Below are 20,395 nucleotides of genomic sequence, written 5' to 3' on the forward strand. Positions count from 1 at the left end.
ACGAGGGGAGGGGAGATTTATGAAATTAGTAAAATGGTTGATTTTAATCGTAATGCTAACAACAGTAATGCTATTTACTTCGGGCTGTGGACTATTTTTGGCGATGGTATCTGGAGAAAGTGGTCCAATAGTTTTGCAAGGAACACAATTTGAGCAAATTACCAGCACAAAAAAAGAGTACGAGGTATTTCCAAGGCTTCTCGATGAAGAAAGTATCATTTTCACCTCAGTTACTGAGTCTTCAAGGAAAATCGTTTTGATGAACCTCAAAAACAAATCCACTTCTCTTCTTAGGGAAAACGCAACAGCTGCTTGGCCAATCCCAGAAGAAGGCAAGTATGTTTTTGGTTTAGTAAAAAATGATGGAATTTTTTTGTGTGAAGGCTCGTTGACCTCACCAGCGTACACTTACTTGACCATGACACCTTTCGCTACACGAACTAATCTGCAACCTTCCGTCAGTCCCGATGGGGAAAGAATTGCATTCCACTTTCTTGATCCAAGTATGACCGCGTATTTGGGCGTGATAGAAAGAAATAGACCATTCTATTCTGTTTTATGTGAGGGAACATCACCAACTTGGTCAAAAGATGGAAAATACATATATGCAGACCATGAGTTGCCCAATGGCAACTACGAAATCATAAGAATTGATGTGCAAAATGGTCTGGTTTCCACTATACTTAGCGGCAACAATAAGAATTATACATTTCCCGTGGTATCTCCGGATGGAAAATGGCTAGCTTTTCAATATGGAGAAGATAGTATCGCATTTTCGGATTTATATGGAGGAAAGCTTACTGTAATTGTAGAAGGACTTGAAGATCTGTGGTCGATTCATTGGGGTTCAGATGGTTTTATATACTTTTCTTCGAAAGGTGATATTTACAGAATCAAACCAATCCTTCCAGAAGAATGAATGTTTTGAATGGATATTTTAGGGTTTAATACAGCATAAAACGGGAGCTTTCGCTCCCGTTTTTATTTGGGGGGTGTACGGGAATTATCTCTGGCAGTTTCCAGGTCCGTAGCTGCCTCTGCTGCCGAAATTGCCACGTGCTGGTGCGTTCCTGAAGTTACCCTGCTGTGGTGCATTCTGGTAGTTCCCTCTGCCTCTGGGGGCATTCTGGAAATTGCCTCTCGCTCCATGGCTCCTGCCGTGGGATTGTGCCTGATTCATCATCCCGCCTCTCATCCAGGCAGGGAAGCCCTCGTCTGTCCTCAGCACTATCTCCGTTCCGTCTATCGTTATCTTCGAAGGTACCACGAAGCTCTCTTCATCGACCGTCACGAGCTTACCCTCGATAACGACACTCTGTCCCTCTGCGAACTCTATGCCAGAGTACATCCAGATGGGGCCCGTGTGTACTTCCACGATACCGTCTGCCGTCTCCACTTCGATTTCCATGGGCATGTATTCGACTTCGATGATGGTGCCTTCTATTGTAGTGTCTTCACCGTTGGAATAGATGTCGTCGCAGTCCTGATGGAGAGGTTCGAAGTCCTCGTTGGCCCTGTACATCATGTTGCCCCTCGTCTCCGGCGCTGCCTGGTCGTTCCAGCGTGGACCGAAAGCGAAGATACTGACGCTGAGAACGAGAACCGCCACTAATGTCGTTACAATGATACCCTTTTTCATGTTTTCCACCTCCGTTGGGGAATGTTGATCTTCACCACTATGATAGTGGCTCTTCCTTAGAACAAACTTAGACCATCCTTAGAGTTCGCTTAGAGTTTTGAAATTAAATTCAGATTGCAAATTTTCGGTGCAATTTCGGGTTTGTTCGATATCTATCGCTTTGGAATGCACGGTTCTGTAATTCAAAAGTAAATCCTGGTTTGAAAAACATAGGTTTTTCCGGATATAATATTTATATATTCGAATATGAGAATATAAATCTATCCTGGAGAGATGAGTATGAGTGAAGAGAGACTGGATTTTTTCAGCAAGTATCTGTCTATATGGGTAGGCCTCGCAATGATCTTTGGGGCGGTTCTGGGGAATCTTTTCCCCGAATATGCCAATAAGCTGGGTAGCTGGGAGATCGCCAATGTTTCGATACCCGTTGCTGTGGTCCTTCTTTTCATGATGTATCCAATCATGTTGAAGATCGATTTCAAAGAGATAATCAACATTAAGAGAAACTCGAAGCCATTGTTCGTCACCCTTGTAGTCAACTGGACTATAAAGCCCTTTACCATGGCCTTAATATCCTGGTTGTTTATGAAATTCATCTTCGGGGGGATAATCCCTGAAAGCCTTGCCAATGAATACGTGGCGGGGATGATATTGCTTGGGCTCGCTCCTTGCACTGCTATGGTTCTTGTCTGGACTTATCTCGCCAGAGGCAACATAAACTATGCTCTGGTGCAGGTAGCGGTGAACGATCTGATCATTCTTTTCCTCTTTGCACCACTGGGAAAATTACTTATAGGTGTGTCAACGGGTTTTCCGGTACCTTTCTCCACGATCTTCTGGTCCGTGGTGTTCTATGTGGCGATTCCCTTGACACTGGCAGTGTTAACGCGGAAGGGGGTTATCAGGAGTAAGGGCAAGGCTTATTTAAATGGAAAGTTCATTCCCCGCTTTGACCCATTCACAAAGCTCGGGCTTCTACTTACCCTGGTATTTGTCTTCATGTTTCAGGGCAAGACGATAATCGAAAACCCTCTGCATATTCTCCTTTTAGCCATACCTTTGATGCTCCAGACATATCTGATCTTCTACATTGGTTATTTAGCCACCAAAGCTCTCAAGATAAATTATCCAGAAGCTGCTCCATCTACATTCATAGGAGCTTCTAATTTCTTTGAGCTGTCCATAGCCGTTGCGCTTATACTCTTTGGTATGGATTCTGGAGCTGCTCTCGCCACCGTCGTTGGCGTTCTTGTGGAAGTGCCCGTGATGCTCTCGCTTGTTGCTATAATGAAAAGGAATAGGGAAAAATTCCTGTTCGAAAAATTGGCGTACGGAAGAGGAGATACCCGATGAAATCGAGAGAAATTTCACTATCGGAAGTTTTAAAGGTCCTGAGCAAAGAGCTGAACCTCAAGATACTCGCTCTCATAGACACATATGGTGAGCTGTGCGTTTGTAACTTCAACAGTTTGCTCAACGTGCCCCAGCCCACAGTTTCAAGGCACCTGAAGGAGCTACTCGATATGGAGCTAATTGGAGTCAAGCAAGTGGGTAGATGGAGATATTATAGCCTTGCGGAATTACCGGCGGCTTTTTTGAAGGAGATCATAGAGTTGGCGAAGAAAGAATATTCAATATCAAAGAAAGAGTTGAAAGGGCTCTGCCACTAAGGGAGGTTCAATATGAAGCTTGCGTTCATTTCAGATATACACGGAAATCTGGAAGCGCTGGAAGCGGCACTTGAAGACATCGAAAAACGTGGAGTGGATCAGATATATTGTTTGGGGGACCTGGTGGGATATGGGCCTGACTCGGAAATGGTTGTTCAGAGAATCAAGGCTTTGAATATCCCTACAGTGATGGGGAACTACGATGACGCTGTTGCTTATGAAAGGGAAAGCTGCGGCTGTGCCTACAATCTAGGTCGCGAGGCGGAAGTAGGCGATATCACTCTGAACTGGTCCATCGCCAACACGTCCCAAGAGTCAAAGACGTTTCTTAAATCGTTACCACACAAGTTGGAATTCGAGGCTGAAGAGGTCAAGTTTCTCCTGGTGCATGGAAGCCCTCTGAACCATCTGCTGGAGTATATAAAGCCAAACACTCCTGCGGAACGACTTGTGGAGGTAACGACGGGAATATCAGCCAATGTGATAATCAGCGGACACACCCACCTACCCATGGCACGTTGGGTAAACTGCAAGCTCATTTTCAACACCGGCAGTGTCGGCCGTCCGAAAGACGGAGACCCCAGAGCCTGTTATTTGATTGTCGATGTGAACAAAGGTTCCTTGAAGCATGAATTTGTAAGGGTCAGCTATCCGGTAAAAATAACGATAGAAAAGCTGGCAAAGCATAAACTTCCTATGGAACTTGCCACAGTCCTCGCCTTGGGAACGACCTTCGATATGGGAGAAAGTAGAAAGATGGAAAAACGAGGGTTCTTTGTTTGAGTGATATAGAAAAGGTTTTGATCATAAACCATGCCCTTGAAGGGGCATGTTTTTTTGGAGAAAGGTTTACAGAGCAAATAAATAATAAGCACTCCCAAGTTTTATAATTTATCTGGGGGTGTTTTCTTGAAGAGCTTCGTAATAGTTGCCACAGTCTCAGACAAGAAACAGGTGGAGTATCTTATCAACGGCGGTGCAGACAGGTTGAGGATAAATTCTTCACACCTGAGTATTGTTCAGCTTCTGGATTTTCTGGACTTCTTCTGGAGCATGAAGAAACGAGTTTCAGTGTATATAGATCTCAAGGGTAACAAGCTCCGCCTAAGTAGGTATCAACCTGAGTTGAAACTTTTAGCAGGACAGCAAATTGAACTAACCACTGATACTTCAAAGAGCAACTCTCTCATCGTTGATGAGCGAATCTTGAAGTACCTGTCACCTGACATGACTTTGTCGCTTTCTGACGGAAAAATCAGGTTAAAAATCCTCTCTGTTGAAAGGGACGTCGTTCGAGCCCTAGTGCTCAGAGGAGGCACGGTTGAGGGAGCGAAAGGTCTAAACATTTCTCCCCATCCGCCAGAACTGACCGGTCTTACCGACATAGACCGCTTCATCATCGAGAAAACGAGAGGATACGAGTTTGTCAGATACGCCCTCTCCTTTGTCTCTTCACCACAGGAAGTAAAAGAGCTCAAGGAACTTTCAGGTAGGTTCGTTGTTGCGAAAATAGAGAGGGAGTTGTCCATAAACACGGTAATGGATATCGCTTCTGCAGCTGATGAGCTCTGGCTCTGCAGGGGTGATCTCGGAGCTCAGCTTGGGCTTGGCAGGCTCGCGCGATTCTACCGCCGATTTAACCAGCTGATGCCGAAGTTCTCCGTTCCTGTGCTCATGGCAGGCGGAGTTCTCGAGCACATGATAGAGCATACAGCGCCAACGAGAAGTGAGGTTTGCCATCTAATTGATCTAGTGGGACACGGTTATTCCGGCGTCGTCCTCTCGGACGAAACAGTGGCAGGTAAGTACCCGATCGAGACGCTCAAGATTATTCGGGAGGTTACAGGATGAAAGAGAGTATAGATTTTTCAGCGGAAATAGCGAAGGAACTCGGTATTGCAGAATGGAAGGTGAAAAACGCCATTGAGCTCCTTGAGGACGGTAAGACAATCCCCTTCATAGCAAGATACCGTAAGGAAAAGACTGGTGAACTCAACGAAATCCAACTCAGGGAGATCTCTGACCTGCTGGAGCATCTGAAAAAGCTCTACGAGAGGAAAAATGAAATAATCAGGCTTGTGGAGGAACGGGGGAAACTCACTCCTGAACTGAAGAAAGCATTCCTTGGTGCGAGGAGCCTTCAGGAACTGGAAGACCTGTACGCTCCATACAAAAGTAAGAAGAAGACGCGAGCTGACATTGCGAGGGAGAGGGGCCTGGTTCCCCTCGCCGAACTGCTGAAGACGAACCTTGAAAAAGCAGATGAGAAGATCAGGAGCTTTATCGACCCGGAGAAGGGTGTTGAGACTGCTGAAGACGCCATCGCTGGTGCGAGAGACATAATCGCCGAAGAGATCTCTATAAACCTCCAGGTTCGAAACAGGCTCAGGGAGATAATAAAAAGACGTGGTCACCTACGTTCAGAACGCGCTGACGGTGAGGACCAAAAAGGTATATACAGGGATTATTACGATTTTAGCCAGCCCATCCCACAACTTGTTCCCCATAGAGTCCTCGCCATATTCCGCGGGGAAAGAGAAAAGGTGCTAAAGGTCAGCGTAGAAATTTCAGGGGATCTCACACCGATGGTTTTGAAGCTTCTGAATTTCGATGAGCGACTCGCTTATTACGACGAGCTGGTCGATGCCGTCAGAGACTCTCTGAAGCGCCTGCTGCTGCCGTCTATAGAGAGAGAGATCAGGAACGAACTCAAAGAGATGGCCGAGAACCGTGCCATAACGGTCTTTTCGAAAAATCTGAAGAATTTGCTCCTGCAGCCTCCGCTGGGTTCCAAAGTCGTTATGGGCATCGATCCCGGATACAGGACAGGCTGCAAGCTGGCCGTTATAGGAAAGGATGGTTCTGTTCTTTACTATGACACCATATATCCCACCCCTCCGAAAAACGAAATCATTCAGGCAGAAATGAAGGTAGTAGAAGCAGTAAAGCTGTTGAATGTCGAGATAATCTCCATCGGGAATGGTACCGCCTCGCGTGAGACGGAGTTGTTCATCGCCGAAACGATCAAGAAAAACCATCTTAGCTGTAAATATCTCATCGTTTCTGAAGCTGGTGCGTCGATCTATTCCGCTTCAAAGGTGGCTATCGAGGAGTTCCCGGATTATGACGTGACCACCCGTGGAGCGATTTCCATAGCTCGCAGGGTTCAGGATCCGCTAGCAGAATACGTGAAGATACCACCCGAATCTATCGGGGTGGGGATGTATCAGCACGATGTCAATAGCAAAAAACTCAAAAAAACCCTCGATAGAGAAGTAGAATCCGCAGTTAATTACGCTGGTGTCAACCTGAATACTGCCTCAAAACATCTGCTCAAATACATATCCGGTCTGAACGAAAAGAGTGCGGATAACATTGTGAAGTACAGGGCAGAGAACGGGCTCTTCAAGAACCGAAATGAACTCCTCAAAGTTAGCGGTATTGGTCCAAAGGCTTTCGAACAAGCCGCAGGCTTTTGCAGGATCATAGGCGGTGAGAACCCCCTCGATAGTACAACGGTACATCCGGAATCTTATCACATTGCGACTGCCGTACTGGAAAGTGTTGGGAAGAGACCGGAAGACCTTACTACAAACAGAGAAGAAGTAGAAGCTCTACTGAAAGAGTTTGATATTGACGCCTTTTGTGAAGAGACGGGTTTTAACAAGATAACCGTCCGTGATGTTGTGGATGCCCTAAAGAAACCTGGGCTCGATCCCAGGGACGAGCTTCCCAAACCCCTACTGCGGGACGATGTGCTCACCATGGAACAGCTTTCACCGGGTATGCTGCTGGAAGGAACTGTCAGAAATGTCGTGGATTTCGGTGCGTTTGTAGATATTGGTGTGAAACAGGATGGTCTCATCCACCGATCGAAGATGGGTAGAAACATAAAGGATCCATTGGAGATCCTTTCGGTGGGTCAGATAGTCAAGGTCAGAGTTCTCTCTGTGGATCTGGAGCGTGGAAGGATAGCTTTAGAACTTGTCCGAGAAGAAAACTAATCTCTTTTTTCTATAACGCTTGCAGGTTCCGATATGATAGGTTTTCCCTTGTAGGAGCTTTTCCGTGTTGGGGTTTTCACTTTTGTTGTGATGCTGAAACTTAACAATGTTGGCACAATGAAAAGCGTCATAACCACTCCAGTGGCAACCCCCAGCACGAGAAGTATGGCGAGGTCGGAATAAATCTTCATGGGTGTGAAGAAGAGGGAACTGAAACCAGCGACGAGGGAGAGACCACTTGCCACGATGACGGGGCCTATGTCGTCCATGGCCTTTTGTATCGCTTCTGGCTTATCATAATGCTTTCTCAATATCCGATACCGGAGCATTAAATGGATGGAATAATCTATTATCAGGCCCATAAGCATACCGGCCACGATAGAGGTGCCGATATCGAGAGTCAAACCAAAGACAGTCATATACGCGAAATTCAGTATGGTCGTACCAACGATGGGGACGATCGCTATGAGCGTTAACCGAAAACTCCTGAAGATAACAAGCAGTAGTAGAAATATCATGCCAAAGGCCGTGAATATTGTCAATATCTGATTTTTCGATGTGTTTGTGTTCAGCGAAGCAAAGTTCAATAAAGGTGAACTCACGATATAATCATACTGCGGGTATTTTTGCATGACTTCATCAATGGCTCTCTTCAATTCTACAGCGCCAATGGCGTCTGTTTGTGGAGTCTTCACCATTATCCTGAGGGTATCACCATCCACAAATTCGGAGAGAATCTCCCGCCCCTGTTCACTTCGAGAGAAAATCATCATAATAGGTAAGGGTACATTGAAACTGTCAACTATGTCCATGATTGAGTTTGTTCCCCTAACACCCTCAACGGAATTGAGATCACTCAATATGTTCTCTATAACCGGAGCATCTTTCGCTGTGAAACTTCCTTTAACCTTATGGAGCTTAACATAAAAGGGAACCACCCAGCCGAAGTATTCTCTGCTGGTTTCTGCGGATTTCACAATTTCAGAGCCCTTCTTGAAAAAGCCGAATTGATCTGAGTTAACTTTCAGGTTTTTTATGAAAAAGGGTGATATCAACAGCAATATAAAGAGAATGGCTGAGACCATTACGCCTGTTTTTCCCCCGAGTTTGAATTTCACTGTAAGCCTGCTATGGTGTGTTTTGAAATCGATTAAAGAGATAAAGGCAGGTATGACGAACAGGGAAAAAACAAAACTGAACCCCACACCAAGGGAGACGAGTAGGCCCAGTTCTTTCATGGCGGCCATGGAACTGAAAAGAAAGGTCAAGAATCCAACAGCCGTTGTGAGTGCCGATAAGAAGAGCGAAGGCGCCTCATCTTTTATGGCGTGCACGAGAGCACCTGTGTGCCCCTGTTTCGAACGGAATAATAGGTACCTGTCAATTACATGCAAGCCGTATGAGGAGCTGACGACAATGACGAATAGTCCTACCGTTGAAGTCAGAATGTTCAGTTTTATTCCAATGATAGCGGCAATAGCGTATGTCCAGCCCGCTGCGAGAGCAGCGAACAGAGGCGGAAGCAATGCTGCTCTCGCATCACCGAGTCTGAAAAAGTAAATGAGCCACATCAAGAAGAAGAGGACTGGTGGAAAGATGTATATGAGCTGGTTCACAGATTTTTCTATGCCGTAATCCACAACGGGTGTTCCTGTCATGTTGTATTCGAAGGATTTCGGGAGTTCATTCAATATTTCTTCTACTGCGTGCAGGTCCACAGCTTTGACGTCGAGAGCGATAAAAGCTACCTTGCCTTCCGAATCAATGAGGTTACCGACGTAGAGGGGATTGGTCAGGATTTCAGAAGCGTTTTTTTCGGGAATACCTTCGTTGAAGTAGGGTTTTCCATCTATACTTAATCCTCTCAGGCTAATATCCGCTGCATCGAAAATGGAATTGACCTTCAGGACGCCATCGACCTGTTTGAGGGCTTTCACCACATTATATAGCAAAACTGAATTATCCGGATTCAAGATATTAGGAGTCTTCACGATTATCAGGAGTTTGTCAGGGAGATTATCAGAAGTTTCGCCCTCTCTGAAGGTGAGTTCTTCTGTGGAACCATAGCTGAGTCCGGGCAGGAAGGAAAAAACGATGATAGAAAGCATTACAAAGGAAATAATGACAGCGGTTGAAGTTTTTTTGCTCACGCTTTGTACCTTCTTTCGATAGTTTAATTATTTAATCATTTAAATTATAAACCATAATCAATTTAGAATTACTAAGTGAAAAGAGAGCAGAGATTAAATGAAGGTAATGATATCCGAAACAGCAGCTGAAGTTTTCGAAGCCATTACGTCTCCGTTTTCTGGTTGAAAGGTAAAAGGAGGGGTTCTAATCTTCCAACCAGAAATTGTCCGTATGTATGAAGACAGTTGGGCAGTCGTATCCCAGTACCTTTTTGGCGTTATCGCTTTTTATTCCTTTGATTTTTTCGATTTCGTCGCTGTTGAAATTGACAATGCCTCTACCAACTCTGTTATTATCAGTGCTTATAACGTCCACTATGTCACCGGTGTTGAATTTTCCACACACTTCAACAATGCCAATGGGTAAAAGACTTTTTGAATTCCTGAGAGCCTTTTCGGCGCCAGCGTTCACAATTACCCTACCGGAGGAAGAAGAGAGAAAACCTATCCAGGCCTTTCGCGAATTGATGGTTTGTCTGCTTCTGAACTTTGTACCGACATTTTTTCCAAGAATGAAATTTCGAAGATTTGTCAGTTTTTTGCCATGACATATACAACTCTCCACCCCCGCCGCGGAAGCCGCTCTCGCAGCCCTGATTTTTGTTTCGATGCCCCCTGTACCCCAACCATTTCCATGAAGCCTTTTCAGTCTTGTGCCGGGGTTGAATTCACTTATCTTTTGACCAGTTTCGTCTATAACACCGTCTACCGTGGAGAGGAGGAAAAGATAGTCGCTCTTCCAGCCGATTGCGAACATGGCAGCAAGGACGTCGTTATCTCCGAAACTTATTTCCTCGGTAGAAACAGTATCATTCTCGTTCACAATGGGAAGAAACCCCATTTCTAGCAATCCAATCAGGGTGTTCCTCAGGTTCAAGAACCTTTTCCTGTTACTGAAGTCGTCCCGGTTTATCAAAAGTTGCGCTACTTTTATATCGTACAGATCAAAAATTGTTTCATAGAGTTTCATTAGTTGAACCTGTCCTATGGCGCACAAAGCCTGTTTTATGTAGAGATCCTGATCTACCTCTACACGAAGTGCGAGACCATAACCCGCGGCCTTCGCACCCGAAGTTACCAGAACCACCCTGTCGCCTACATGCCAGAATTCAGCCATAGTTCTGGCAAGCTCTATCATATATTCTTTGTCTATCGTTCCATCTTCTTTTACCAGCAGGTTGCTTCCAACCTTCACCACGATTTTCTTCAAGCTCAATCCCTCACCTTATAGTTGCCCAGAACTATGTATTTAAATGTGGTTAGCTCTCTTAGCCCTACGGGACCTCTGGCATGCAGTTTTTGTGTGCTTATCCCTATCTCTCCTCCAAAACCAAACTGTTCACCATCTGTGAAGCGGGTGGAAGCATTCACATAAAGAGCAGCGGCATCTATCGAGGCTGTGAACTTTCTCGCATTGCTGTAACTTTCTGTTAGTATCGCTTCAGAATGGCCTGTTGAATATTGCTGGATGTGTTCTATGGCCTCGTCGAGGGATTTGACCACTTTTACAGCGAGAATGAGATCAAGGTATTCTGTGGACCAATCCTCTTCTGAAGCTGGTTTTACCTCTATGAATTTTGCGGTTTTCTCGCAGCCTCTCAACTCCACGCCTTTTGCTCTCAACCTTTCTGCCATGGCTGGCAGGATTTTTGCTGCAATCTTTTCGTGTATCAAGATCGTTTCCACCGCATTGCAGGTGCCGGGGCGCTGAGTCTTTGCGTTATCGATTATTTCGATGGACTTTTCTATATCTGCGCTTTTGTCAACGAAAATATGGCAGTTGCCAACACCTGTTTCCAGAACGGGTACCGAAGAGTTTTCAACGACGAATTTGATCAGCCCCGCTCCTCCCCGGGGAATAATCAGGGAAAGATAATCGTTGAGATGCAACATTTCTTGAACGTTCTTCCTGTCAGTATCCTCGATGATCTCCACAGAAGTCTCTGGCAGGCTTGATTTTTTTAAGCCTTCTTTTATAGCTTTTGCGATAGCCAGGTTAGACCTGATTGCATCGCTCCCGCCCCTCAGCAAAACAGAGTTGCCAGCCTTTAGGGCTAATATTGTCGCATCCAGAGTCACATTTGGTCTGGATTCATAGACCATCCCAATAGCGCCCAGAGGAACCCTTACCTGGGCGATCCTGAGTTCATTCTGGATCCAAGAATCAATGACTTCTCCCACGGGATCCTTGAGCCTCGCGATTTCGTGGCAAGCGTTGATCATGCCGTCTATTCTCTTGTTTGTGAGTTTGAGCCTGTCGATGAGGGATTCCCGCAAGCCACGTTCTTTCGCTTTTTCTACATCGGCCTCGTTTTCCTCGAGTATTTCGTCTCTTCTTCGGTCCAGAGCCTTCGCAATGGCTTTGAGAGCACTGTTCTTGTCTGAAGTAGTGGCGACGGCGAGTTCTCTGGCGGCGTTCTTCACGTGTAAAGCCTTTTGTATGATTTCATTCATGCTATCCCCTCCAGAGGAGTTTGTAAATCCAGGTTATTTCACCAATTATAGCACCGTACCCACGAGATATAATGCCAAAAATCCCTGTCTCCGGGTAGAACGGTAAGAAAAGGATTCAAGTTGTTTGCATTTTTCCCTGCTCAAGATCTCGGGAGAGCAATATATGATAAAATGTCAGCATGCATGGGAATGATAGAGATCTCGAAAGGAACATCCCACTTTTTTACATATACCATTTCATCTCGCAGATCAGGGTCGACAATGTCCTGTGGCTGCTGTACATGCAGTACAGAGGGCTGGGCTTACTGGAAATAGGGATTTGCGAATCCATCCTGCATGTAAGCGCCCTTGTGTTCGAAATACCCACAGGTGCAGTGGGCGATCTGATTGGGCGCAAACGTTCCATGGTTATAGGAGCATCGCTTTTTGTGTTAACTTATACTCTGATGTTCTTCGCGAATTCCTTCCTTGCCTTTGCTATTGCCTTTTTCCTGTTTGGCTTCTCCATGACATTCATTTCAGGTTCTGATACCGCATTGATTTATGACACGTACAAGGCGCTGAAAATAGAAACAAACTTCAAGAAAGCAGCGGGGACGTTCATGGCACTGCTTGTACTGGGAGAGCTTTTTTCCAACATGAGTGGTGGCCTACTATCGCGGATCAATTGGGCTGCTGTCTATATTGGTGCGATAATTTCGAGAAGCCTGTATCTCGGGTTGATCCTGTTTCTAGCAGAGCCACCGTATAAAAAGAGCGACAAAAGCCTGAAAGGATATTTTTCCCTCATAAAGAACGGAACCTTGCAGATATTTGGCAACACTTTCCTGAGATGGATCTTCATCTTCTGGGTCGGGATATCCTTCCTCGGGGCTTCCTTCAGGATGTACTCGCAGACGTACCTTGGCAGCAGGGGGCTAAGTCCTTTCTGGGTAAGTGCTCTTTTTACTGTGGCTTCGTTGCTAGGGATAGTCATAGCCAAGACAGCATGGAGAATAGAGGAGGCAATAGGCAGGCGGAATTTCTTCCTGCTGACGGGGCTTTCCCTCGCGATCCCCATGGTCTTCTATGGCTTCGCTCCTCTGGGAGTGGTTATTGCTCTGTTTTTAATAGCAGGTAATGCAGAAAACTTCCTCGACCCACTCATGGGGTATTATATAAACCGTGAGGTGGACTCTGCGTACAGAGCGACGGCGAATTCGATTATCAACATGGGATTCAGCATCTTCATGGCGATATTTTTCCCGCTTATGGGGTATTTTATGGACAGGGCTGGCTATTCTCCTGTCTTTGGTATGATGGGATTAGTAGGGATAGTTATTACGCTTCTTTCGTTGTGGAAATTCAAGAAGTTACGCCATCTGTGACCTGTTAAGGGGAGAGTAAAATGGGTGGTAAAAGTTCTTTGTATAAGAGAATTTACGAGACGGTGAGAAGGGTGCCACGCGGAAAAGTGGCTACATACGGTCAGATAGCTAACATCGTTGGCTGCACACCACGGATGGTAGGGTTTGCCCTCGCGGCCTTGAAAGCCGATGATGTTCCCTGGCACAGGATCGTTAACAGCAAAGGCACCATCAGTCTGAAGGACTCAGATTGGGGTGTCATACAACGGCAAATGCTGGAAGACGAAGGTATTGAATTCAACGAAAAAAAGATAGACCTCGCCAGGTTCGGCTGGCAGGGAGATGAATATTGACATTGCTTCCTATAGTCTGTTGACTTCCATCCATTCAACGGCAAAGTCAACGAGCTCACGCTGAGGCATCAGTCTTGAAGTGGAATATCCCACTTTGCCTATCCTTACAAGCCCGGAGAACTCTCCTTCGAAAGCCTTTCCAATTTCTATGAAATCATCTGAGTCGGTATTTATGTCCGGAAATTCCTTCCATACCCTCCTTCCACCTTCAATTACCGGTCCACCGCTATTAGTTATCTTCTTTGAAGGATAGTTAGCCCTATATTCAGCCAGGTGGATCGAGGTGTTCCTGTCATAGCCCACTCCGAGCAGGAGTGCATAACCGTGAAGCTCATAAATCCTTGCAAGAGGTGAACCCTCACCAAGTGAGAACTCGAGGTTGTGGTCTTTAGTAATCAATTCGGAGTGTTTTCCCCATGCCGCGAAGGAGACCTGAGTATGGTAGCTCCTCAACACACCGGGTTGTTTCCGGAAGGTCTCTGGAATTCTTCCCATACTCCGAGTCGGAGTGAGTTCCGGGTTAAAAGCCGGCATTGATTTCTTGATGGTGGCACACCATTCTTTTGGCACAGGCGGGTGCTGCCACAGTTCCGGTAACGAGTAATCTCCGGAATGAGTTGGCATTACCAGCGTACCCTCTTCAGTCAAGACTTCCTCAAGGGCTTTGATAACCGCCACCGATCCTCCGCAAACCCACCCGAGAGAGCTCAGAGAGGAATGGACAACGACGGTCATACCCGCCTTCAATCCAAGCTTTTGCAGGTCTCCCTTAAGGGACTCTATCGTAACTGGACCATCTGAAGATTTTTGAATAGCGTCATTTTCGCTCATTTTTCAGTTCCACCACTTTTCCAGCTGCAATAACATGCTCAATTTCGAGAGTTTCGGCGTTAAATACTATCAACGAGGCGGGTGCTCCTTTTGATATTTTCCCATAGCCGAATCTGTCTAGCCCGAGTGCTCTAGCAGGAGTTGTACACACTGGCTTGAGGGCCTCTTCGATGCTGAATCCTCTATCGAGCAATCCCTTGAATGTCTTTAGTAGTCCGTCAACAGGTGACGTCCTGACGTCTATCAAATCACCTTTTTCATCGAACACAGGTAAGCTCCCAAGTCCATCTGAAGAGACGCTCACATCATCGAGATTTCCCAGTTCTGCCTTTAAGTTTTCGAGGATTTCCGGAGTCTTTTCACTGGCTGTCAGGTCAATGAAACCCTCTTTCTCCTTAACCCATCTTATACCCTCTTCCAGGAGCCTTTCGTTTCTCGAGACATGAGTAGGAATGAGATGCGCCACGGGGAGTGAGCCATCTTCCGTTGCCTCGAAGAGCGGTTTCATACCTTCAAGTGCACCGCCCATGTGACAGATAACAACAGCTTTCTTTCCAGAAATCATGCCCGCCACACGCGTATCCATCGCAAGGCGCTGAAGTTCTTTTCCGGAAATCGCACTTCCTCTGTGATCGGACACCGCTAGCTCACCAACACCTATCACTTCAGGAATCAACACGATGTCTTTCATGTGGTCACCGGTTATGGTCTTGACGGGATACCTGTACGAACCGCTGAGAACCCACACGCCGATTCCCTTCTTCTGGAATGCTCTCGCCTTTGCGAGTAAGGAGACGTGGTCACGAGTTATCCCGTCGGTACCAAGCAAACCGACCATTGCTGTAGTGCCGCAACGCAGGAATTCTTCAGGAATACCTTCGCGGGTGCGGGTATTGAAACCACCCTCGCCACCACCACCAATGAGGTGCACGTGCCCATCGATGAAACCTGGTACAGCGAAGTGCTTTTTTGGATCGAAGTGAAGGATCTCATGTTCAATTCCTTCAAGGGTAATGTTCTTAGAAATCCCTTCAATACTTGATCCGCAGATGAGTAAGTCATTAATACCTATGTTAGACGGTGAATAGATGACCAGATTTTTTAGTAAAAGCACATCAACCACCCTCCTTGTAAGCATACGATTTGAGTTTACCATGCTGATGGATAAACTAATACAGATTTAGTTTCCACTTACCTACCTTCGCTGAAGTCCAGATACCCATCGGAAAATCTGAAAGGAGCAGCCAGTATTCTGCTGGCTGCTATTTTTCTTTACTATGATGATGTCTAATTGACTCACTTTCTTTAGTTCTTCAAACCTTGTTGTGATTGATGATTGTTTGGGAATTGATATATGAAGTTGTATAGTAAATTAAGAGAACAGTTAAAAATAAACTAAGTCTTAAATGAAAAGACTTATGGGGTTGTGGTCAATTTGAGAAGACATTTCAGTGTTTCGGGACTCAAGAGGACACTAAAAGTTATTGTCGCCTTTTCGTTGGTAATTGTGGGGTTTGCGTGGAACTGGGCGGTTGTGCTTTTTGCACTTGTTTTATTAAACACCAAAACCCTTTACAGAGCTATTTTAGGGAAACTCCCACTTGATGTTTCGGATAATTCCTTTACCGGACCTGAAAGTCATGCCTATAGGCGTGAAGGGAGTATAAACCTGAAATTGGATATCTTCTACCCGAAGAGTGGATATAGAATGCCGGCTGGTGGTTATCCGGTCGTTTTTTTTGCTCATGGCGGTGGTTGGATAAGCGGATTCAGGAGACAAGCAAACAACATTTCATGGTGCAGATACCTGGCTTCAAAAGGCTTTGCGGTCGTGAATATTGATTACCGCTTTGGTTATGTGTCTCATATTGAAGCCATACTCAAACGCTACTCCGATGCCCTGAATTTTGTTCGAAACCATGCCAGAGAATTCAGATTAAACCCTGAAAAAATAGCCCTTATGGGACTTTCTGCCGGGGGACATCTTGCGCTTCAATATGCGACATACAATTCCTATCATGACAACAGAGATAACATGAAGGGGATAAAGTGTGTTGTGGCATGGTACGCACCTTCTGATCTGATGGATCTATGGGACGACGATGTGGAATCGCTATTTGCTCGCTTTGCGGTAACTACCACTCTCAAAGGACTACCGACTCGGAGTAAAGAAAGTTATATTCGCTACTCTCCAATAACGTGGGTTTCAGAGAGAATGGTTCCGACTTTCCTGGTCCATGGTAGTAGCGATAAAGTGGTTCCAATGAAGTCTTCAGTGAAGTTCTTCAAAAAGCTTCTGGAACATCATGTCGAAGCTTATCTCAAGGTTTACAATAAAGCTGACCACGCTTTTGAATTCGAGCTGAAGACCTCAAAGACTATACAGTTCATTAAAGAAACGGTCAATTTTCTTCATTTGTATCTAGAACGGAGGGGAGTGGTATGAATCCCAATTTTGATTATGAGAAAAAAAGGATAGATTATTCCAGCGGCTATATCTTTAAAGGAAAGCATTACAGATGTTCGGTCATCAAGTACAGAACGCTATATGAAAGGGCACTGAAGGGTACCGAGACCGTGGAAATATACCATTTTGCACCCAAAGAAGATATTGCTGGTTCCATACTAATTCTCCACGGGTTGGGCTCTTTGAATATTCCATTTCTGTTTTGGATGGGGAGCCATCTAGCGAGTGCAGGACTTCAGGCTTCCATTTTAATATTGCCCGGTAACTTCACCAGAACGGCTAACGGTTCAATGAGCGGGAAGGATTTCTTCTCGACAGACCTTGATCGGCTCATAACTTTCTGGGAACATGCAGTGATTGACACGAGATCGACACTGGATTTACTGGAACAGGAAGGCATCTGGCAAAAAAACAATTGCGTTCTCGGTTACTGTCTTGGCGGAATGGTATCGGTAATTGCAAGCGCCATTGAAAAAGAGAGGATTAAACACACAATTCTTATGACAGTGGGCGGCAATATGGCGAGAATTTTTTGGGAATCTCCCACTGTGGCTTTTGCGAGAAGGGGATTCAGGAGTGGTGAAGGAGAAAAGGGCTTTCTAAACAAAAGAGAAGAGCTTATAAATACCTTTGATAGAAATATAGAAAAGCTGAAGGGGTTTTCTGATGTCCAGGAACTCCTGAGCTCTGATGTCCATCCATTGTTTAAAATTGATCCACTGGCTTATGCGCAATTCATACCCTCAGACAAGGTTACCATGATCGAAGCCTTATTCGATAGAGCTCTGCCGAAGCAGAGTCGCAAACTGCTCTGGAAATTACTCGGAAAGCCTAAAAAATATATCGTTCCAGTTGGTCATGTTACTTGGCTCCCCTTTGAATACGCTCTTGGTCGATACGTGCTGAAAAAGCTGGGTATAAAAGAAGCAAGAAAGCAGATGCGCCTCCTTGAACCCACTAAGGTAGATGATACGATCGACGAAGAAAACGTTTAGTTTTCTTCGTAACATAAATTACTTTGCGCATCTATTGGAGGAAAGTATGAAAGCTCTTTTTGTGGTTCTTCTGGTAGTAATGGTTCTTCTAATTTCCGGTTGTGAACTACCCCGAGAAGGGAGTCTTGAGTACTTCACTCTCTCGGATATTTTTTCGTATATGTACAAGCTGACCATCGGACCGATTTTTAGAAATTTACCTGAGAACTTCTCGATGGAAAAAGTTACCGAAGCTTCTCATGAAAAAAACGAGCTGATTTTCTTTACTCTGATAGGTGATATTATGTTTACCCGGGATATCGATGTTCGACTGTACGAATTTTATCCCGAGGTACTGAAAGACTCCGACCTGACGATCGCAAATCTTGAATTCCCTATAAACCCCTCAAAAGGCCCCTCAGGGTTCCACAGGTTCAACGGCACGGAAGAGTTCTTTGACAGGGTCGTTCTTCCGCTTGAACCTGATGTGGTCAACATTGCTAACAATCACTGCCTTGACCAGGGAATAGAAGGACTGTACTCCACCATGGAAGTCCTCGAAAAGCACGGCATTGCGTATACGGGAGTGAGAAAAGAAAGCAAAAGATATATCACTCTCGAGTGTAACGGGATAAGAGTAGCTGTAACTGGGTTCACCTTTTCCACAAACGGCCGGAAAGACCAGGGAGACGAAATGGTGAATAGGTTGAGGCTTAACGCTTACGAAGAAGTTGATAAAGAAATATCTCCACTTCTTGATATTATCAAAAAGATGCGCGAAGAAGCCGAAATCATTATCATCATTTTGCACTGGGGCTTTGAGTACGAATACACTCCTACCAAGAATCAGGTACATATAGCTCATACATTCATAGATGCCGGTGCTGATCTTGTTATCGGGCACCATCCTCATGTCCTTCAGGATTTTGAATATTACAAGAGCGCGAATGGACACAGCGGGATGATCTTTTATTCACTGGGAAATTGGACCACAGCGATGAAGCCTGTATACACGCGGACCACGGCTGCGATTCGTGTTAGTCTCGACAAAGACGGAAAAGTGATAACACTGGATGCCTATCCATTTCTCTACACAGAAGGCAAATTTGTCCCGCTGAAAGCTGTGGAAAGTAACAAGTATATCCCTCGCTCCATAAAAGATTCTTCAGTCTGGTAGAATGTATTCAAGAGAGCCTCCTGACTTGTCTTTGAGCATATAATATTATGAGGTTCAAAAGGGGTGGACATATGAAAAAAAAATATGGAATGGTTTCACCAGAGATTCTTGTGAGCCTCGCAGTAGTACTTTTTTCTGTTCTGATTTATCTCTTTCCATTGACACCCATTCGCCCGCCAGATGGTCCGTATATAGTAGGCTTCAGGACCTTTGAAATAACCAACCCTGAACCTATGGTGATAGAAAGCACAGGTTATAAGGACGGCGACAGAATAAGGCTGGATATATGGTATCCAGCTCAAAATATTGAGGCTTGTGAACGAAAATCCTGGATTGACAACGATCCCCGGCTCTTTGAAGGCTTTGAAAAGATCACAGGTTACCCGGTGATACTTTTTCAGCATTTGTACCAGGTAAAAGCCAATTCTTATATTGATGCACAGCCCGCAGAAACTGGTAGGAGATATCCGGTCGTCATCATTTTACCTGGCTGGTCCTCAATCAGTGAATTACATACTTCTTTCGCCGAACTTCTGGCGAGCAACGGATACTTGGTGGTCTCGATAGAACACCCAGGGGCATGTACCGTTGTTTCATTTTCCAATGGCAGCACATACTATTTTTTGGGAAACGATGCGATAAATGACTTCGAAAGAATAGGAATGAGCATGGAAGAGATAATCGATATGCTCGCTGCGTATCTGGCAAAGGATATCGATTATGTGCTTTCCTTCCTGAAAGACATGAACACAAATAGCGACTCAGAGTTTTTGCATAAGATCGATCTGGAGAAGATAGCTCTGTACGGTCACTCGGGTGGTGGAGCGGTGGCAGTGGAGTACGCGCTCCAGCATAATGTGGGAGCGGTGGCTCTTGCAGACCCAACAATGACGCCATTTAGCTTTAAAGAACTCGAAAACGGGATCTCGATGCCGGCACTATTCATAGAATCAGACGAATGGGAAGGCGGGCCGAAACACGAAAAGATGGTAAAACTCTACGAAAACACTCACTCTCCTGCCTATTATCTAAGGGTGCGCGGGACAAAGCATGTGGATTTCGCCATGGTGCGTAGACTTTCCCCCCTGACTTATTTCTTTGGAGAAACAGGTAAGTTCATGAACACCAAAAACGGGCTGCATTATATCGATTTGTCGATAAAGATCTTCTTCGATTCCGTGTTCTTCGATACCCCCATCACCCTGCTGAAAGAGCTCGACAACAGGATACCGGAATTCGAGCTGGAGTCCAGCGTTATTCAATGATGTTCTTTATTGAATGTCTTACAACG

Annotated in this window: 18 protein-coding genes; 12 read left to right on the plus strand and 6 right to left on the minus strand. The window is 45.4% G+C overall.

The window, feature by feature from the left end; genetic code table 11:
* Positions 1 to 19: 19 nt before the first annotated feature.
* The gene (locus IX53_RS08020; protein ID WP_047754901.1) at positions 20 to 919 is read left to right on the plus strand and encodes a TolB-like translocation protein; all 900 of its coding nucleotides are present in this window, start codon (positions 20 to 22) and stop codon (positions 917 to 919) included.
* Between the two features lie 84 nt (positions 920 to 1,003).
* On the opposite strand, the gene IX53_RS08025 is transcribed toward IX53_RS08020, so the two are convergent.
* Complete coding sequence (locus IX53_RS08025) at positions 1,004 to 1,639, minus strand: hypothetical protein (protein WP_047754902.1); 636 nt, start codon at positions 1,637 to 1,639, stop codon at positions 1,004 to 1,006.
* A gap of 279 nt (positions 1,640 to 1,918) precedes the next feature.
* On the opposite strand from IX53_RS08025, the gene arsB reads away from it, so the two are divergent.
* From arsB to IX53_RS08050, 5 genes are all read left to right on the plus strand, one after another.
* Positions 1,919 to 2,992: an ACR3 family arsenite efflux transporter gene (gene arsB, locus IX53_RS08030; protein ID WP_047754903.1), complete on the plus strand. Its 1,074-nt coding sequence runs from the start codon at positions 1,919 to 1,921 to the stop codon at positions 2,990 to 2,992.
* Entirely contained in the window at positions 2,989 to 3,309 is a 321-nt protein-coding gene (locus IX53_RS08035) for an ArsR/SmtB family transcription factor (RefSeq protein ID WP_047754904.1), read from the plus strand. The genes arsB and IX53_RS08035 overlap by 4 nt, the downstream gene beginning before the upstream one ends.
* 12 nt (positions 3,310 to 3,321) lie before the next feature.
* On the plus strand, positions 3,322 to 4,092 hold the full coding sequence (locus IX53_RS08040) for a metallophosphoesterase family protein (protein WP_047754905.1): 771 nt from the start codon (positions 3,322 to 3,324) through the stop codon (positions 4,090 to 4,092).
* Between the two features lie 126 nt (positions 4,093 to 4,218).
* On the plus strand, positions 4,219 to 5,160 hold the full coding sequence (locus IX53_RS08045; RefSeq protein WP_047754906.1) for a pyruvate kinase: 942 nt from the start codon (positions 4,219 to 4,221) through the stop codon (positions 5,158 to 5,160).
* The gene (locus tag IX53_RS08050) at positions 5,157 to 7,313 is read left to right on the plus strand and encodes a Tex family protein (protein WP_047754907.1); all 2,157 of its coding nucleotides are present in this window, start codon (positions 5,157 to 5,159) and stop codon (positions 7,311 to 7,313) included. The genes IX53_RS08045 and IX53_RS08050 overlap by 4 nt, the downstream gene beginning before the upstream one ends.
* Here the strand turns inward: IX53_RS08050 and IX53_RS08055 are convergent.
* From IX53_RS08055 to IX53_RS08065, 3 genes are all read right to left on the minus strand, one after another.
* Positions 7,310 to 9,463: an efflux RND transporter permease subunit gene (locus IX53_RS08055; RefSeq protein WP_047754908.1), complete on the minus strand. Its 2,154-nt coding sequence runs from the start codon at positions 9,461 to 9,463 to the stop codon at positions 7,310 to 7,312. The genes IX53_RS08050 and IX53_RS08055 overlap by 4 nt on opposite strands.
* Before the next feature lie 184 nt (positions 9,464 to 9,647).
* Positions 9,648 to 10,712, minus strand: coding sequence for a glutamate 5-kinase (gene proB / locus IX53_RS08060; protein ID WP_047754909.1), 1,065 nt, complete (start codon positions 10,710 to 10,712; stop codon positions 9,648 to 9,650).
* Between the two features lie 2 nt (positions 10,713 to 10,714).
* On the minus strand, positions 10,715 to 11,956 hold the full coding sequence (locus IX53_RS08065) for a glutamate-5-semialdehyde dehydrogenase (protein WP_047754910.1): 1,242 nt from the start codon (positions 11,954 to 11,956) through the stop codon (positions 10,715 to 10,717).
* Positions 11,957 to 12,135: 179 nt separating this feature from the next.
* On the opposite strand from IX53_RS08065, the gene IX53_RS08070 reads away from it, so the two are divergent.
* Together IX53_RS08070 and IX53_RS08075 are read left to right on the plus strand one after the other, a co-directional pair.
* On the plus strand, positions 12,136 to 13,323 hold the full coding sequence (locus tag IX53_RS08070; RefSeq protein ID WP_047754911.1) for an MFS transporter: 1,188 nt from the start codon (positions 12,136 to 12,138) through the stop codon (positions 13,321 to 13,323).
* A gap of 20 nt (positions 13,324 to 13,343) precedes the next feature.
* Positions 13,344 to 13,655, plus strand: coding sequence for an MGMT family protein (locus IX53_RS08075; protein ID WP_047754912.1), 312 nt, complete (start codon positions 13,344 to 13,346; stop codon positions 13,653 to 13,655).
* Positions 13,656 to 13,664: 9 nt separating this feature from the next.
* Here the strand turns inward: IX53_RS08075 and IX53_RS08080 are convergent, their stop codons facing one another.
* Complete coding sequence (locus IX53_RS08080) at positions 13,665 to 14,486, minus strand: AAC(3) family N-acetyltransferase (protein WP_047754913.1); 822 nt, start codon at positions 14,484 to 14,486, stop codon at positions 13,665 to 13,667.
* Entirely contained in the window at positions 14,473 to 15,600 is a 1,128-nt protein-coding gene (gene iadA / locus IX53_RS08085; protein WP_179944394.1) for a beta-aspartyl-peptidase, read from the minus strand. The genes IX53_RS08080 and iadA overlap by 14 nt, the downstream gene beginning before the upstream one ends.
* A 321-nt stretch (positions 15,601 to 15,921) precedes the next feature.
* Here iadA and IX53_RS08090 point away from each other — a divergent pair, with 321 nt between their 5' ends.
* From IX53_RS08090 to IX53_RS08105, 4 genes are read left to right on the plus strand one after another with little or no spacing between them, the layout of a single operon-like run.
* Positions 15,922 to 16,932, plus strand: a complete 1,011-nt coding sequence (locus IX53_RS08090; protein WP_047754915.1) for an alpha/beta hydrolase — start codon at positions 15,922 to 15,924, stop codon at positions 16,930 to 16,932.
* On the plus strand, positions 16,929 to 17,948 hold the full coding sequence (locus IX53_RS08095; protein WP_047754916.1) for an alpha/beta hydrolase family protein: 1,020 nt from the start codon (positions 16,929 to 16,931) through the stop codon (positions 17,946 to 17,948). The genes IX53_RS08090 and IX53_RS08095 overlap by 4 nt, the downstream gene beginning before the upstream one ends.
* Before the next feature lie 46 nt (positions 17,949 to 17,994).
* Positions 17,995 to 19,104, plus strand: coding sequence for a CapA family protein (locus IX53_RS08100; RefSeq protein WP_053001261.1), 1,110 nt, complete (start codon positions 17,995 to 17,997; stop codon positions 19,102 to 19,104).
* Positions 19,105 to 19,151: 47 nt separating this feature from the next.
* Complete coding sequence (locus IX53_RS08105) at positions 19,152 to 20,369, plus strand: alpha/beta hydrolase family protein (protein ID WP_245612708.1); 1,218 nt, start codon at positions 19,152 to 19,154, stop codon at positions 20,367 to 20,369.
* Positions 20,370 to 20,395 lie beyond the last annotated feature (26 nt).

This window comes from Kosmotoga pacifica (genome assembly GCF_001027025.1).
Classification (GTDB): Bacteria; Thermotogota; Thermotogae; order Petrotogales; family Kosmotogaceae; genus Kosmotoga_B; species Kosmotoga_B pacifica.

Bases quoted from the DNA above. Each gene is read 5' to 3' on its own strand.
- IX53_RS08080 (WP_047754913.1), bottom strand. From the start codon at position 14,486: ATGAGCGAAAATGACGCTATTCAAAAATCTTCAGATGGTCCAGTTACG.
- IX53_RS08105 (WP_245612708.1), top strand. From the start codon at position 19,152: ATGAGGTTCAAAAGGGGTGGACATATGAAAAAAAAATATGGAATGGTT.
- IX53_RS08065 (WP_047754910.1), bottom strand. From the start codon at position 11,956: ATGAATGAAATCATACAAAAGGCTTTACACGTGAAGAACGCCGCCAGA.
- IX53_RS08040 (WP_047754905.1), top strand. From the start codon at position 3,322: ATGAAGCTTGCGTTCATTTCAGATATACACGGAAATCTGGAAGCGCTG.
- IX53_RS08075 (WP_047754912.1), top strand. From the start codon at position 13,344: ATGGGTGGTAAAAGTTCTTTGTATAAGAGAATTTACGAGACGGTGAGA.
- arsB (WP_047754903.1), top strand. From the start codon at position 1,919: ATGAGTGAAGAGAGACTGGATTTTTTCAGCAAGTATCTGTCTATATGG.
- IX53_RS08025 (WP_047754902.1), bottom strand. From the start codon at position 1,639: ATGAAAAAGGGTATCATTGTAACGACATTAGTGGCGGTTCTCGTTCTC.
- IX53_RS08035 (WP_047754904.1), top strand. From the start codon at position 2,989: ATGAAATCGAGAGAAATTTCACTATCGGAAGTTTTAAAGGTCCTGAGC.
- IX53_RS08100 (WP_053001261.1), top strand. From the start codon at position 17,995: ATGAAAGCTCTTTTTGTGGTTCTTCTGGTAGTAATGGTTCTTCTAATT.
- IX53_RS08095 (WP_047754916.1), top strand. From the start codon at position 16,929: ATGAATCCCAATTTTGATTATGAGAAAAAAAGGATAGATTATTCCAGC.
- IX53_RS08020 (WP_047754901.1), top strand. From the start codon at position 20: ATGAAATTAGTAAAATGGTTGATTTTAATCGTAATGCTAACAACAGTA.
- IX53_RS08050 (WP_047754907.1), top strand. From the start codon at position 5,157: ATGAAAGAGAGTATAGATTTTTCAGCGGAAATAGCGAAGGAACTCGGT.
- IX53_RS08070 (WP_047754911.1), top strand. From the start codon at position 12,136: ATGCATGGGAATGATAGAGATCTCGAAAGGAACATCCCACTTTTTTAC.